This is a genomic window from Streptomyces yerevanensis, assembly GCF_000716805.1.
Taxonomy (GTDB): Bacteria; Actinomycetota; Actinomycetes; order Streptomycetales; family Streptomycetaceae; genus Streptomyces; species Streptomyces flaveus.
Map to the genome: position 1 here is coordinate 132905 of NZ_JNWJ01000007.1, position 14345 is coordinate 147249.

Genomic DNA, 14345 nt, shown 5'->3' on the forward strand with positions numbered 1-14345 from the left:
GCTGGTCAGCCACGTCGAAGCTTCTCAATAAACCATGAACCAATAACGAGAAGCGGAAGGAGTGAGGCTACGAATTCGCCTCGGACATGTCGATTCCGATCGCCTGCACCTCCGCGGCCGTAGTGCGCACCTCGATCGTGCCCCCGGAGTGAAAGTGAATGTCCAAATACGGCTAGGTACCTGGCTTGCCAGTGAGCACGACGCCCAGCACTTCGGACATGGGGAATTCGATAGCTGATCCATTGATGCCTTGCAGTTGGAGGGCGCCTTCTGTGATGGCAAGGGGATGTCTTCACGTTATGCGGGTTGCCCCAACCCTTTCTCTGAGGATTCTCAAGATTCCCCGACAGAGTCGGTCAATGAGCCGCCCCAGGAAGCCGGAGCGTCCGCGCGAAGTCGTCCAAGGGCTCCATTGCTGCGGCGATCACTTCAGGATCGTCATGGTGCCCGCGGAGACAGACGTCGGGGAGGCCGGGCGGGGTGTGCCAGTGATACGTCACTGAGGTCATCATGATGGTGCGGTCCGCGGGGTAGGAGCGGGTGACTCGGACCCCGTCCGAGCCCAGGTACGGGGAGGCGAAAGCGACGCTGCCGGTTCGCTGCTGCCACTCGGGGATCTCCGGGTGCGGCACCGTGAGCGCGGCGATTCCCTCGCAGGAGGCCGCATCGGGGGCCTGGCAGTGGAAGCGGGTGGCGTGCATCACCAGCGGCATGAGCTGCAGTGGAACGGCGTGGTAGATGAACGCCTCGTCGGCCTGGAGCTTGTCCCGGAGCGTCACCAGCGTCTGCTCGTAGAAGTTCTTGTGGAACTTGCGGAGTTTGCGGGTGAGTTCGATGCCTTGGACCATGGCGATGCCGGTCAAGTGCAGGTCCAGCCACTCCTTGAAGTTCGCCTTGTCGATCTGGAGGTGGAGATAGCCCCAGAGGCCCGGGTTGGCATCCGTGTCGATGGGGAGCGGGGTGCCGAGATCGGTGCTCCACAGGGTGCCGTCGGACATGAGGGGTCTCTTTCGTCGGGGGCGCGGGTTGAGGGGGAAGCCTTCAGGCATAGCTAAAACGGAACGTGCCCATCACGGCCTCGAACAGCTCCACGAGGGCGTCGGCGAAGGCCGGATCCGACCCTTGGCGAGCTTCAGCCGGGCCTGCGGAATGTCGTCCTTGGGAAAGCCGACGGGCAGCTGCGCGACGGCCTTGCGGACGATGTGGTCCATCGCTTCCTCGGTGCCGTGGCGAAGCGGAATCGTGTCCCAGCCGGGCGGCGGGACCAGGTTGAAGCCGGCCGGGGGCTCGGCGCTGCTCAGCGGTGGGCACGGCGCTCCTTGATTCCTTCCACGACAAAGGCGAGACCGACGAAGAGCGCCCACGCCGGTGCGGCGAAGATGCCCGGCCAGAAACCGAGGAGCATCGAGGGCAGGAAGAAGCCGCCGCCCATGGCGAGATCCCGGGTGAGGTAGGGCGGGCGGTCGTCGTACCGGGGGTACTTCACGAAGACCCAGACGAAGTGCAGGAGACAGCCGATGATCCCGGCCTTATAGACGTTAAGCACGTCGTTCCTCAGGGACTGCGGCACTAGGAACAAGATCCCGAACACCGGAAAGACCAGGGGCATTCCGATGAACAGGGTCAGCCGGAGCCGACGGTTGGGGCCGGTGCCTAGTCCGGTGCGGGCCGCTTCCGCCTCGGCGATGCGCCGGGCCGAGTTCAGGTCCATGGTCGTTCCTCAGGGTGAAGTGCGGACGAGGTAGCGGATACCAATGTGGTGGCAGCCGCCCCTGCGGCGGGCCACCACCTCCGCGCTGTCACGGAGCGCACTTCGCGTTCCCCCTCTCCGAAAGCAGACTCGTGGTCTGCCAGATGCCCTGCTCGTTCTTCTGCACGCGCGCGTTGTAGGTGACGTACGAGTTCTTCGTCACTGTCGTCTCGTCGGCCTTGTTGGTCTTACGGTCCTTGTCGTACGCCTTGCTCTCGTCGGAGCAGTACGCGAGGGCCGCCGTGTCCTTGTCGAAGACCTCGAGTTCGGGATTGAAGTAGCGAGTCTTCCCGGTGATTGACTTGCCGTCGTTCTGGTAACCCTGGACCCACTGCACGGCGTCGACCAGGGCTTCATCGCCGTAGTAGAACTTGAGCGCCGAGGAGTCCGGAGCGCCAGCCGTGATGGCCGCGTCCGTGGCATTGATTCGTTCGCTGATGTCGGTGAGTACCGCGTCCTTCGTCGAGTCGCCCGTCTTCCAGCTCTCGAAGACGTTCGTGACGTCCTTGGGGAGGGTGATGTCGGGCCGCTCGGCGGAATCGGACGCCTCTCCACTCGGCGAAGCCGACTCCTCTGAGCCCTCCTGATCGGCCTCCGCAATCTTGTCGTCCTTCGCCCCGCCGTCCTCGCCTCCGCAGGCCGTGAGCAACAGGGCTGCGGTTGCGGCGAGCGCGGCAGCAACGAGCAAAGGGCGGCGCTTCACTGTGGACTCCCCGTGAGACATAGGTTCGGTCAAGAGCAACGACGGTATCTGTGGGGCGGACGGTTTCGCCACGGCGAACTTCCTTGCATGGCTGGGCAGATGGGGAGAAAGCGGGGCGAGTTGATGCCGCTTGTGGCCCGATTGTGTCTGGACATGCGGTGGCCCCGAGCGCGGGATGTGCGTTCGGGGCCGGGTGTTGGGTGCTATTTGCCGGGATCCAGGCGTTGCTTGCGTGACGAGGGTTACGTCGTGGCGTGGGACGGTGCCGGGTATGGGCTCCTTCGTCGCCGAACGGTGATCTTCCATGCCCAGCCAGCGCCCTCTTAAGGTGCCCGCGTGTACATACCCTCCAACGCCCTCAGCGGCAGCCGTCGATCCCGTCTCGCCAGCGGCGTCATGCTGTGCATCATCATGCTCATGCTCGGGGTGGGACTGACCTTCACCACGTTCCAAGGGACCGGCGGTGACGTGTCGGTCATCGTCGGCTTCGGGGCGGCGGCGGTGTCGGCGTACCTGCTCGCCTGGTGGAGTGCTCGTTTTTGGTACGCGGCTTTCTCTGAGGGGCGGCGTCCCGAGCCGGTTTCTGAGCCCAACTCGTGGCCTTGGGTGCCGCCTCCGTTGATCATTGGCGTGGCCTTGGTTGTCTCGGGTGTCCGGGATTTGAGTCGCGGTGACAGCAGTGGGTGGTTCGGGGTGGGGATCGGCGGGCTGTTCGGGGTGCTCGGTCTTCTGGGGCTCGTAGTGCTGCTGCCGTTGGGGCGTGCCTCCAGGAACGGGGCCGATGGCGCCGCCGCCGCGTCCGCTCAGGCGGCTGAGCCGCCGAGGCCGCGTCGCGACTGGGGTCCCATCGGCTGAAGCATTTCGCGGCGAACGGCCTGACCTCACCCGAGAGTGAAAGGGACGCAATGCTCTGGCGCGACGAGCGAGTCCGGTTCGGTGCCGGGGTTGTCGGGGTCGTGATCGTCCTGGCGACTGCCGGGGTTGTTCTCGTATTCGGGCTCGGCACCTTGAAGTGGCTCGTGCGCGACTCGGCGCCGACTCTGATGGGTTGGCCCGGTGGGCCTTGGGTTGTTGGAGGCGGTTTCGGGCTGGTGACCGTTTTCGGTGCTCTTGGTGGGTTGTGGTTCGCGCCCGACTTCTTGGTCCCGGGGGCGGCGGGGGCGAGGCGTGGGTTCCGTATCGCGGGGGCTGGGCTCTGCTGGGTGGTGGCGTGCTGCTCTGGGATGTACCTGTGGAATGCCTTCTACCCCGGCAAGTTCTGCCGGTCCGGGCCGAGTTGCGAGTACATCCCAGGCACGGGCAGCGCATTCCTCTCGTACGCCATCACCGCGGGAGTGATCGGATGGCTCGTCCACCGATGGCGTGCCGCGCGGGCCGAGGAACGCCGGCTCCGGGAGCGGGAGCGTATACGGAAGCTCCGTAAGAAAGGCAAGGGGAAGAGCCGGGCGGCCGCTCGTCGGGGGTGACGTGACGCTGTCGCTCGGATCTCGGGCGAGGCGCCGGCCGACTGCGCGTAGCCGAAAGGGACGGCTATCCTCCCCGGGCCTGGTGAGGAGGCGGGGAGTTCATGTCTGTTGGATCAGGGGGCGGCAAGCCCCGGGCGCAGCGCCGTGGGCGCTCGCTGGCAGGGAACATCGCGTTCGGTACGGGGGCGGTGCTGGTCCTGGCGACCATAATGCTCGGCGGCTATGCGGGCGCGGCCCTCACCCATGGCTTGGCCGACGACTCCTTCTTGTCGTCAGCGGTTCCTGATGACGGACGGGTGGCCGTGATCACCGGGGGCGTCGGCATGGGGAGCCTGATGGGGTTGATGCTGCCTCTGCTCCTCCTCGCGGCGGTCCGGGGAACCGAGGAGAAGCCCAGGCTCGGGCCGGGCGAGTCGCTGCTCAAGGCGCTCGGCGTTGTGGTGATCGGCGTTTACCTGGCTGTCGTTTCGCTGCTTCCCGCTCAGCTCGGCTGGATCCTTCCCGAGAGGGTCGTCTCGCTGATCAGCGTTCCCTTCGTCGGCTTCAGCTGGGCGCCTCTGGTGCTGATCCCTTGGGGGCGGTTCGGGCTGGGGGGCACTGCACGCCTGCGCGTCGGCTCGCGAGGTCGGGGCGGGTCCAGCTCTGCCTGAGGCTGGCCCTGCCCGGAACGCAGTGCGTATACGCCACGTATACTTACCCTATGTCCGACGTCATGATCCGTGTTCCCGCCGAAGTCCGTGACCAGCTCGCCGCCGTGGCCGAGGCGCGTGGGACGAGTCTGCGTGCCCTTATGCAGGACATAGCAGCTCAGACGCTGACTCCTGAGCAGATCAAGGAACGGGCCGATCGCACCCGTGCGCTGCTTGCCGAGCGGTTCGGGCACGACGTGACGGATGAGGAATCCGCCGAGATGCGGCGCAAGATGCGTGCGGCAACCGCCGCTCACCGTGCCGCCTTTGCCGAGGCAGAGGCGGACGCGGAGGCGACGCGTTGATCCCGACCGAGCATTACGTCCTCGACACTCCGACTCTGCTCGCCCTCGGAGGCAACAAGCAGGTATCCGGCCTCATTCACGCTGCTGCGGCCAGCGGTGACGTGCGTCTCTGGGTGCCTGTCCTGTGCCTCCTGGAGGCGGAGCGTGAGCGTTCGGGGATCGTTGAACATGTCGGCTTGCTGATCGATGTAGTGCACGTGATCGACGATGACTACGCGATGGCCGTGATGATCGCCGAACTGTGCCGCGCCGGTGTGTCCTTCGGTGTGGCCGCAGCGGTGCACGCAGCGCGGCCGAACCAGATGGTTCCCGAGGGCGCGCTGGTCGCAACCGTCGCTCCGGAGCCGTACGAGGGGCTCGGAGTCGGCGTGATGGATCTGAACCGCTGACGAACGTTGCCTGCCTGTCCTTGCGGGAGCGGGCAGGCAACTTGGCGCTCTCTCCGCCGAGGCCGATGTCGGAGGGTGGAAATGCCGAGCTCGGCCGAGCGTCATGCCCTGGATCTCCCCGTGAATCCGAAGGTCGCTCCCACGGGCCTGTGGCCAGTCATAATGCCCATAGGAGGTGAGCTGTGGTGACTGTCATGAGTGAGTTGATCGAGCGCGGCGGTATCCCGGATGGGTACAAGGTCGAGGTGTTCGATGGAAGGGTGATTATGACCCCGCAGAGTCCTGAGCAGGACTGGACCGTGGCGGATGTCAGGGATGCGGTCAAGGCCGCCGGCATCGCTCGCGACCGCGTATTCGGCGATGTCCTCGTCACCTTTCCCGGGGAGAACGACGCGGCGCCGGACCTGACGGTCATCGGTTTCGACGCCGAGCGCCGCAAGAACAGTTACTCCTGCCTCGATGTGCTCATGGTGGCCGAGGTCCCGTCCGAGCCGGAGGACGAGAAGGACTACGTCCGGAACGTGCAGAAGTACGGCCGCTTCGGGATCGACTACTACATGATCGCTGACCCGTTCAAGAAGGTCGTCACGCTGATGTCGGAGCCACATGCCTCCGGTTACGACCGAGTCGTCGAGATCCCGTATGGGGAGCAGGTGAGTCTCACCCTGGCCACCGGTGAGCGCGTGAAGATCGACACCAGCACCTTCCCTACGCGTGACGCGTGACGAGCGGCGTCACCGATCAGTAAGTGCCCGAAGCAGGTTGTGGATCAGGTGGCAGGACGGGCACTCCACGCGCTCTGGAGCGCCGGCTGCACGTCTTCCCCGAGAACGAGGTGTGTCGTCTTGCCCGGCAGAGTGGGCAGCTCAGCCCAGTGAGTCACGGTGTCATCGTCGGTAAGACCGTAGGGCAGATGGACATACCTGTCGGAGTCGACGAAGCAGTCCCTGTGTTCCGTCCCGTCCTCACTGAAGTGCCGATTTGTGAAGTACATCGGCACCACAATCCAGAATTCCTCCCCCAACGCTGTTTCGGACTCAGCACTGTCGGTTGGATACCGGCCCGTTATCGCCGCTGCCACCGGTGCACCGGGCTGCGGCAGCCTCTCGCGTGCGTCGACCCAGGTCACCTGGGTGTTCAGATTTGTCATCCCCATCCTCGGTCAAGCGGTCGGGTCACGTTTTCTGTCCGTGCGCCGGCACGTCGGCAAGACCGTTGTACCGACCTCGGCATCCAGTAGGACCGCCCAGCGCTCGCGCAGGTTGCCTGAGCCGGAACGAACACGGAACCAAGCGCTCCGCGACTGCCTGCCCTTCATCTCGGGCCGCGGCAGATCACGTCACCATTGGCCGTGGCGATCGCCGAGCGATGCCGTCACGGCCATGTCAGTCCTGCCTCCGCTCCGAGGCCGTGATGCCGCGCGAGAAGTCCCCCCGCCCCACCCGAAGCGCCAGGCTGTCCTCCGGCCCCGCCAGCAGCGAGCCGTAACCCGTCCTCGCCCAAAGGCTGTTGGGCACCTCGAAGTACGGCACGAGTCGGTCGTCCTCCGCCGCGTCCATGTCCATGAGTACCTCGGGAGCCCGTCGCGAGCGCAGCGCCTCCGTGCAGGTCGTGCACGCGGCCACGCGGAGTGATTCGCGGCGGCCGAGGAGGCGCCAGTCGGTGCGGGAGGTGGCGCGGCCGTGGAGGGGGTTGAAGAAGCAGAGGGGGAAGGGAGTGGGGGTGGTGGAGGCGGCCAAGGCGTCTTGGCCCTCAGCCACCAGGGCCAGGACTCCGGCCAGGTCCGGGACGCCGCGGGATGCGTCGAGGACGGTGCCAGCGGCAGCGTAGGCGTCAAGTGCCCTTTGTGGGGCGGGAGTTGAAGAGGGCGCCGACTGGACCGAGTCGCCGAGGGACAGGATCTCTGCCTCGGCCCGGCGGCGGAGTTCGGCCTCGTCGGATGTGCGGGCCGCGGTGAACACGGTCCGGGGGTACGGGAGGGGCGCGCGTCGGCGGCGTACGAAGAGGAAGGTGGCGAAGGCGACCGCCGCGAGTGCCAGTACGGCGATCAGGGTCGGCCACAGCCAGGAAGGTTGCGCTGAAGTGCCATTGTCTGCACGGGAGTTCGACGAGTACGAGCCGTCGCCCAAGTCCTTCGTCGCCTCCTCGTACGCCTTCTCGCCGTCACCCTCCTCCACCAGCTCGATCGCCTTCGCCGTACGGTCCGCCAGGCCCGCGTCCTCCATCTCACCCAGGTGGCCGACCGCGGCCACCGCGTCCTGCGCCTGGTGGGCCTCGCCCGGCCACTCGTAACCGTTCAGATAGTCGGCGAAGTCGCCGTCCGTGGTGATGAGGATGAGGTCGCGCAGGGCGAGGCGGTCGTGGACGATCTCCGCGAGCGTGTCCGAGTCGCCGTTGAAGGAGTCGCCCTTGGTGAGGGGCGTCAGAACTACCTTGATGGGGAGACCAGTTCGCGCGATCTGGTCGGTCAGCTCCTGCCGGCGGTCGGGTGGGACCGAGCCCTCGTACGCGGGGTCGACGTACACGGGCGACGAGCGCAGGGCGTTCGCGATGCGCTCGCCGGGGCTCGGGTCCTTCGCCCAGGCCGGCGCCGGGACAGCGGCGAGTAGGGCGAGGAGCAGGGCGGTCACGAGTGCGGTGAGGAGGAGGACGGCGGGGCCTCGCTTAGCGGACACTGGCGAACTCCCGTACGTGGCTGATGAGTTGGGGAATTCCGTCGCGTACGGCGGGGAGGGGGCCCTCGGCCTCCTCGTACGGTATGCGCTCGTCGCGCCCCTGCTCCCGCCCCTGACCCGGCAGCGTCATCCGGATCGTGTGCACCGTGCCCGGCTCGACGACGGCCGTGTCGCGGCACACCTCGCAGACGGGAAGCATGCGGCGGCGTATGGGCTCGGCGGGGCCGGAGATGCGTACGTGATGGCGGCTGACCGCCGGGCCGTGCAGGGGGTTCAGGCCGCAGCAGAGGTTGTTGGTGTCGCCGGCGAGGGCGGCCCGGCCGGCGCGGGCGAGGACGATGACCGCCACCAGGGAGGCGGGCTCCACGGCGTCGTCGTCGATTCCGGCATCGCCGTCGACCAGCAGCATCGCGGCGTCGAAGCAGTCCCAGGCGCGGGTGCCCGCCTCGGGGGCGGGTGCGCTGCCGGTGGTGGGGTCGGGTTGTCCGTCGCCGTCGGTGAACCCTCTTGCCAGCGCGCCGAGTTCGGTACGAGCCGTGCGGCGCAGGTACGCGGTCGACGGGTCTGTCGGCGCCTCCAGGGGCAGCACCGCCGTGGGTACGGGTGCGGGGTTGCGTCGCCGGAGCACCGCGCCGACGATCCCGAGCACCGCCGCGACGAGTCCGAAGACGAGCAGCGCGGCCACGGCCCCCATGATCAGTCCGGGCCAGAAGTCGCCGGAGAAGAGCGGGGGGAGTGCGTGTGTGTCGATGGGTTCCCGGCTCGGGATGGTGTCGGGGGAGCTGGGCTCGTCCGTACGTGGTGCCTTGTCGAGGAACGTCATGAGCTGGTCGAGGCGTTCGCCGAGCCGGTAGCCGTCAGACTCGCCCGAGTCGGCGGAGTGGTCGCCGTAACCGATGGACTCCGGTAGTTCGAGGATGAGGTGGCTGTTGTCGAGGCGCAGGCCGTAGCTGAGGACGCTGATGTCTCCGCTGAGCGGGTCTGCCGCGACGTATACGCCGTCCTTGCCCAGCTTCTTGTGCACCGCTGAGGTGAAGACCTCCGCGTTACCGTCCGACTCGTCGCCGGGCGTCATCGGAACGATGGCCACGTAGACCGGGCCGCCGTCTTCGGAACGCCCGAACTCCCTTATTCTGTCGTCCAGTTGGTCTCTCTGCTTGGCGTCGAGGACGCGTGGGCTCTCCGGATCCTCGTAGACCGGGTTCTGCCGCAGCCCCTCCGCGACGCGGTCGATCCGAGCGGACAGATCGGCGGCGGTGGGCAGTTGCGCGGCGCTTGACGTGGTCTGGTCGAAGGTGAGCGAGGCGCCGAGGGCGATCGCGGCGGCGGTGAGGAGGGCGAGGCCGGGCACTGTGCCACGGGGTACGCGGCGGGCTGGGGCTGTGCCCGACGTCGCGGTGCGCGCCGAGGGCAGGCGGCGCCGCCAGCGACGTACGAACGGCGTGATCAACAGAATCAGCAGAGGTGCGCCGGTGAGCAGGATCCCGGTGAGGAACGACTGGTTCTCGCGGTCCGTCTTGCCGATGTACAGCGGTTCGGGATCCGCGCCGCTGCCGCTGTCGTACTTCTCGAACGCCGCCTCCGCCCGCGCGGCCGCCTTCTCGCCGCCCAGCGCGACGACTTCGACGAACCGCTCGAATTTCCTCAACGGTCCCGCGTCAAAAGGCAGTTCAAACTGCGCCACGGTCGCGGCATCGTTGGCCGGCGCCCGCACTCCGTACGCCACGGCGTCGGCTACGCCGGTGTCGTTCACCAGCACGTACAGTCCGTCCCGCCCGAGCCGGTCGTGGACCGCGCCGAGCAGCGCCTTGCCGTTGTTCCAGTCGGTGAGTACGAGTACGTACGTCGGCACGCCTGTGCCCTTCGCCAGCCGGGCGAAGTCGGGAGCGGTGGACTGGGGGATTTCCCGGGGGAGTTGGTCGGTCACGTAGACCGGGTTGGCGCGGAGGCGGTCGGCGAGGTGGGCGGCTTGGGTGGTGTCGGCGGCGGTTGCGGGGGTGGCGGTGACGGTGGTGATCGCGGTCAGGAGGGCGGACAGCAGGAGGAGAAGTGCGATGGCCAGAGCGTGTGGGTGGTGTCTGACGTGCGGCGTGATTGTCATGGCTGCCTGAGTGTTCTGCGTTCCTCGATCAGCGGTTGACGGACTGGATTTCCTGGACGGTGATGTCCTGGACGGCCTCAATCGTGCCGTTGGGCAGGTCGACCGGGTCGGCCTGGCCGGTGCCTGTCCAGCTGATCTGCCAGGTGAGGGTGGCCTGGAGAGGGAACGTGCCGCCTGCTGAGGAGCGGCGGTAGATGATGCCGCAGGGAGGGGTTTCCTCGGCCTTGCCCTTGGCGTAGGGCTCGCCGATCTTGCCGTCGACGATGGGGCATTCGCCGTTGGCGGGGAGGGTGGTGGCGTCCTCGGTGCCCGGGTCGAGGGTGAGGGATACGGGGGTGGCGGTCGTCGTCGCCTGGATGTTGAGGCCGGGGACGTCGATGGCCGCCGTCGCCTGGACGTCGTCGAAGACGGCGTCGTCGAGCCATGCCCAGGTCGGCAGGTTCACCTTGGTGTTGGCCTCGGGAGCGAGCGTGACCTCGGTGTCGGGAAGCTGCATGTGCTGGTAGGCGAGTTCGGCGAGCATCTGCGGAGTGATGGCCTCTTCGTACTGGGGCGGCGGGGGTTCGCCGTTGTCGACCCAGAAGGGGAGTTCGCTGCACGCGGTCCGCTTGAGGTAGTCCGGCTCGTTGGGGTTCTCGACGCCGGCCCAGAACATCCCCTCGCCGTCCTTCTCGACGTTGTAGTCCTTGTAGCCGGGGGTGTCGGTCCAGCCGTACTCGTCCTCGTAGTGGCGCTGCGTCTCGACGATTCCGGAGCCCGCGGTGCCGCCCATGCCCGGGGTGTTCTTCTGCTTCTCGAGGTCCTTGGACATCTTCTTCTTGAAGTCCTTGGCGCCGAGGTAGGGGGCGTACCAGCAGGGCGGTGGGGACCAGTTGGCGTCGGTGGAGGATACGTTTCCGGTGGTGCCGTTTTTGGCTACGGATCCGGAGTACTGGACTTTCGCGGCGGCGAAGATGCCGGTTTCGTCGCCGCCGCCTGACTGTTCTGTGTTGGAGCCCTGGGTATTACCCGGCTCCTCTCCCGCGTAGGCCGGTTCCGCGAGGACGAGGACGCCCAAGGCCAGCGTCAGGGCAGCCGTGCCGGTACTGATGGTCGTACGCCGTGACCTGTTCACTGGCACTTCGCCGCCTTCGCCTCGACGAACACCTTTGACGCTTGCCACAGGCCCTCTCCGGTGGGGCGCTTGACCATGATGATCTTGAAGTAGTCGAAGTCCGTGATGCTGGGCTTCCCCTTCAGGACCTTTTCGGTCTTAACTTCTTTGGAGTAGAACTTGCTCGAGTCCACGCAGAATGCGACCTCCACCGAGTTGCCGTTCGATGCGGACCGGGTGGTGGCCTGGTAGTGGCGCCGGGTGCCGGTTGCCGTCCAGCCGCCTTCGATCCTCACGTCGATCTGCGTCTTCGCGTACTTCAGCCCATCACCTGTGGAGTAGGCGACCAAGGCGGCTTCGTCGGTCGTGCGCTTGTCGACGCCTCGGTAGATGGCGCGGACGTAGTTCGCCGCATCCTCCATCGCGGCCGCCTCGTTCTCCTTCTCCGGCTTGTCCCAGTCGAAGACCAGGTTCATGTCCTTGGGCAGGGATACGTCCACGCCGTCCGGCTTGTCCTCCGCCGGTGCTGCCGAGGGTTCCGGCGATTCCTTCGGCGTCTCGGACCCCGTGTCGGCCCCGGCGATCTTGTCGTTGTCCTTCGAGCTGTCGTCCCCGCTGCCGCAGGCCGTCAGGAGCAGGGCTGCGGTTGCGACCAGCGCGGCAGCAACGGGCAAAGGGCGGCGCTTCACTGTGGACTCCCCGTGAGACATGGGTTCGGTCAAGAGCAATGACGGTATCCGTGGGGCGGACGGTTTCGCCACGACGAACTTCCTTGCACGGTTGGGCAGATGGGGATGAATGGGGGCAACGGGATTGCTCTTGTGGCCTGATCGTGTCTGGGTGCACGGCGGCCCCGAACGCTGAGTGAGCGTTCGGGGCCGCGGGTTGAGGGTGTTTGCAGGGATTCGCGTTGTGTGATGCGAAGAGGTCGTTCAGGTTGTGGGCTGGGTCCGGCAGCGGGGGCATTCGCACGGTGGGAATGCCCACGTGAGCGGTACGGGCTCGCCTCGGCCGCCGCTCAGGACTTCGACTGTGCCTCGGTCTTCGGTCATGGCGCCGTGGGCGTTGAGCTTGTAGACGCGCAGGGTGAGGCGGGAGCGGCGGGGAGGGGTTTCGGGGAGTTCCAGGGGGTCGGTCAGGGGTGGGTAGTGGGCGGCGCAGTCGGTGCAGGCGTAGACGTTGAAGCCGGGGCCGGTTGCCGCGTGGACTTCGTGGACGAGGACCGGGGTGTTTGTGGTGCGGTGGCAGCGGGCGCACATGCGCACGGCGGGGCGGGTCATCGGGTGGCCGCCGGGACGCGGATGCCGTGGATGTGGGTGGGACCGACGTCGATGCCCAGGGTGGCGAGGTAGAGGGCGCGGCGGCGTTCGCGCTGGCGGCGGTGTTCGGCGGGGTCCAGGGCGTAGGGGCGTACGAGACGGGACGTACCGCCGTCGAGGAGGCCGGCGAAGCGGGGCGGCGGGACCGGGATGTACCGCAGGGGCGGCGCATCCCCGAGGCGGTGCCGGCCCCGGGGGCGCGGGGTGCAGATGCTCACCATCCAGGCGAGCAAGCGAAGAGTAAGGTCCAACATGCTGACGCTCCTTCGAAGCGTTCGGCCGCGCCCCGGGGCGGTTGCACCCGCCGCCGGGGTCTCTTTCAGTAACAAGCACGCTACAGGGTGCACATGGGTGGTGTATAGCGGTTAGCCGCACTCCAAGGAGCCATGTAGTTACGTGCTGTCGTACGTTGTTCGATATGACAGGAGAGTCAGGGCAGTCGCCGATCGACCCGACGAAGATTGCCTATGTCTACATGCAGATGGCGGACCACATCGCGGCCCGCATCGCTTCGGGGGAGCTGCGACCTGGGGCGCGGCTGCCTGGCGAGCGCGATCTTGCCGCCGAGTACGGGGTCGCGCACCTGACCGCTCGCCGCGCCACCCGCGAACTCCGCGACCGCGGCCTCGTCGTCACGCTCCCCGCGAAGGGCACATTCGTCGCGTACCCGGACGCGAACGAGCCCGCCGACGACAGGAACGACTCCGCCGGCGACAGTCAGGAGTAACGGCGTCGGCCGGGTTCAGCGCGGCCACGTCTCTTCACCGTAGAAGAGGTTGAGAGCGGCTTCGACGTCTCGCTGCTCCTGCTCTGTCAACTCCCTTGCTGTGACGTCTGGTTCGGGCGGAAGGGCTGCGGCTTCCGCCTCCGCCTCGGTGATGAGGGCATCGAGTCCGGAGAACTGTTCCTCGACGGCTTCGGTCTCGGCCATCTGCCGGGTCGCAGCGTGCACGACGTACGCGGAGACGTCCATGCCTGCCCGCTCCGCGTGCCGCCTGATGCGCTCGGCCTGTTCCTGCTCAAGGCTGATGGTGATCCTGGTCCTGGTCCTGGCCATGAGAAGAGTGTGCCGCTGCGACCAGGAGTACGCGCCCTCGTACGCTTTACGCACACCAGCTCGTATCGGAACCGGGGGAGAACGGCATGGCCCGCTACATGGAGGCGCTCACCATCGAGCGCGGTGGCTTTCGGATCAAGGTGCCGGAGTCGTGGTGGGAGTTCGACGTGCGGCCCGAGTCGCGGGACGACTCCATACGCAGGATGGTGGCCGAACGGGTGCGGGAGCGCCCGGAGTTGGAGAAGTACAAGGACACGTACACCGCCTTTCTGCAGAAGTCCGCGGCCGACGCCTGGAAGTCGGGCGCGCTGTACTGCGGTTGCATGGCGGAGAGTTTCGGCGGGGACACGCCGATCACCGGATCGATCACCGTCTCGCTCGTCGGCGGGCGTACGCAGGCCGGTGAGCCTCTCTCCACCGACCCGCAGTTCATGGCGGGCCAACTCGCCGTGCGCGAGGCCAAGAAGGAGGGCGACGCATGGCGGAAGGTCACGACCGTCGACATCCCTGGCGTCGGGCCGACGGCGCGTACGTACGGCATCGAGGACATCCCGGTCCCCGGAGACAGCCTCAACCGCACCATTCGTGCCGTACTCATGCAAACGTTCATCCCTGTGCCCGGCCAGGAGGGCAAGGTCGCGCTCATCGCCGGGAGCAGCCAGGTGCTGGACCTCGCGGACTCGTTCTTCGACATCTTCGACGCGATCACGTCCACGTTCCGCTTCGCTGAGTAGGACCTGGGGGAGTACGGGGCCTCGCCTGCCCCTGCGTACTTTTGCGGCCTTCACATCGAACGCT

Annotated in this window: 20 protein-coding genes; 8 read left to right on the top strand and 12 right to left on the bottom strand. The window is 67.0% G+C overall.

What is annotated here, in order from left to right; all coding sequences use genetic code 11:
• Nucleotides 1–356: 356 nt before the first annotated feature.
• The 4 genes from OP79_RS09085 to OP79_RS09095 form a co-directional block, all read right to left on the bottom strand.
• On the bottom strand, nt 357–998 hold the full coding sequence (locus OP79_RS09085; RefSeq protein ID WP_033319524.1) for a hypothetical protein: 642 nt from the start codon (nt 996–998) through the stop codon (nt 357–359).
• A gap of 72 nt (nt 999–1070) precedes the next feature.
• Complete coding sequence (locus OP79_RS55945; RefSeq protein WP_169786182.1) at nt 1071–1211, bottom strand: hypothetical protein; 141 nt, start codon at nt 1209–1211, stop codon at nt 1071–1073.
• An 86-nt stretch (nt 1212–1297) separates the two neighbouring features.
• The gene (locus tag OP79_RS09090) at nt 1298–1711 is read right to left on the bottom strand and encodes a hypothetical protein (RefSeq protein WP_033319525.1); all 414 of its coding nucleotides are present in this window, start codon (nt 1709–1711) and stop codon (nt 1298–1300) included.
• 88 nt (nt 1712–1799) lie between these two features.
• Complete coding sequence (locus OP79_RS09095) at nt 1800–2453, bottom strand: hypothetical protein (protein ID WP_051744524.1); 654 nt, start codon at nt 2451–2453, stop codon at nt 1800–1802.
• A gap of 396 nt (nt 2454–2849) precedes the next feature.
• Here OP79_RS09095 and OP79_RS09100 point away from each other — a divergent pair, with 396 nt between their 5' ends.
• The 6 genes from OP79_RS09100 to OP79_RS09125 all read left to right on the top strand — a co-directional run bounded on the left by OP79_RS09100 (nt 2850) and on the right by OP79_RS09125 (nt 6027).
• The gene (locus OP79_RS09100; RefSeq protein WP_157857296.1) at nt 2850–3308 is read left to right on the top strand and encodes a hypothetical protein; all 459 of its coding nucleotides are present in this window, start codon (nt 2850–2852) and stop codon (nt 3306–3308) included.
• A 50-nt stretch (nt 3309–3358) separates the two neighbouring features.
• A complete protein-coding gene (locus OP79_RS55950; protein WP_051744525.1) occupies nt 3359–3919 on the top strand; it encodes a hypothetical protein in 561 nt (186 codons plus the stop codon).
• Between the two features lie 101 nt (nt 3920–4020).
• Entirely contained in the window at nt 4021–4569 is a 549-nt protein-coding gene (locus OP79_RS09110) for a hypothetical protein (protein ID WP_063741896.1), read from the top strand.
• Between the two features lie 50 nt (nt 4570–4619).
• Complete coding sequence (locus OP79_RS09115; protein ID WP_033319528.1) at nt 4620–4913, top strand: Arc family DNA-binding protein; 294 nt, start codon at nt 4620–4622, stop codon at nt 4911–4913.
• Nucleotides 4910–5302, top strand: coding sequence for a PIN domain-containing protein (locus tag OP79_RS09120; RefSeq protein ID WP_245685255.1), 393 nt, complete (start codon nt 4910–4912; stop codon nt 5300–5302). Before OP79_RS09115 ends, OP79_RS09120 begins: the two co-directional genes overlap by 4 nt.
• Nucleotides 5303–5496: 194 nt before the next feature.
• Entirely contained in the window at nt 5497–6027 is a 531-nt protein-coding gene (locus OP79_RS09125; protein WP_033319677.1) for a Uma2 family endonuclease, read from the top strand.
• A 44-nt stretch (nt 6028–6071) separates the two neighbouring features.
• Here the strand turns inward: OP79_RS09125 and OP79_RS09130 are convergent, their stop codons facing one another.
• From OP79_RS09130 to OP79_RS09160, 7 genes are all read right to left on the bottom strand, one after another.
• On the bottom strand, nt 6072–6452 hold the full coding sequence (locus OP79_RS09130) for an AQJ64_40280 family protein (protein ID WP_033319529.1): 381 nt from the start codon (nt 6450–6452) through the stop codon (nt 6072–6074).
• Between the two features lie 235 nt (nt 6453–6687).
• Nucleotides 6688–7977, bottom strand: coding sequence for a PIN domain-containing protein (locus tag OP79_RS09135; protein WP_051744527.1), 1290 nt, complete (start codon nt 7975–7977; stop codon nt 6688–6690).
• The gene (locus OP79_RS09140) at nt 7967–10078 is read right to left on the bottom strand and encodes a hypothetical protein (protein ID WP_051744528.1); all 2112 of its coding nucleotides are present in this window, start codon (nt 10076–10078) and stop codon (nt 7967–7969) included. Before OP79_RS09140 ends, OP79_RS09135 begins: the two co-directional genes overlap by 11 nt.
• Before the next feature lie 28 nt (nt 10079–10106).
• Nucleotides 10107–11198 carry a hypothetical protein gene (locus OP79_RS09145; RefSeq protein ID WP_425428556.1) on the bottom strand — a complete coding sequence of 364 codons (1092 nt, stop codon included), beginning with the start codon at nt 11196–11198 and terminating at the stop codon, nt 10107–10109.
• Nucleotides 11189–11860, bottom strand: a complete 672-nt coding sequence (locus OP79_RS09150) for a hypothetical protein (RefSeq protein ID WP_033319530.1) — start codon at nt 11858–11860, stop codon at nt 11189–11191. Before OP79_RS09150 ends, OP79_RS09145 begins: the two co-directional genes overlap by 10 nt.
• Nucleotides 11861–12103: 243 nt before the next feature.
• Entirely contained in the window at nt 12104–12451 is a 348-nt protein-coding gene (locus OP79_RS09155) for a hypothetical protein (RefSeq protein WP_033319531.1), read from the bottom strand.
• Nucleotides 12448–12744, bottom strand: coding sequence for a hypothetical protein (locus OP79_RS09160; protein WP_245685256.1), 297 nt, complete (start codon nt 12742–12744; stop codon nt 12448–12450). Before OP79_RS09160 ends, OP79_RS09155 begins: the two co-directional genes overlap by 4 nt.
• Before the next feature lie 164 nt (nt 12745–12908).
• On the opposite strand from OP79_RS09160, the gene OP79_RS09165 reads away from it, so the two are divergent.
• Nucleotides 12909–13217, top strand: coding sequence for a GntR family transcriptional regulator (locus tag OP79_RS09165; RefSeq protein ID WP_051744530.1), 309 nt, complete (start codon nt 12909–12911; stop codon nt 13215–13217).
• A gap of 15 nt (nt 13218–13232) precedes the next feature.
• Here OP79_RS09165 and OP79_RS09170 read toward each other — a convergent pair whose 3' ends face one another.
• Nucleotides 13233–13547, bottom strand: coding sequence for a plasmid mobilization protein (locus tag OP79_RS09170; protein ID WP_033319683.1), 315 nt, complete (start codon nt 13545–13547; stop codon nt 13233–13235).
• Nucleotides 13548–13633: 86 nt separating this feature from the next.
• Between OP79_RS09170 and OP79_RS09175 the strand changes: the two genes are divergently transcribed.
• Complete coding sequence (locus tag OP79_RS09175; protein WP_033319532.1) at nt 13634–14281, top strand: hypothetical protein; 648 nt, start codon at nt 13634–13636, stop codon at nt 14279–14281.
• Nucleotides 14282–14345: the final 64 nt, after the last annotated feature.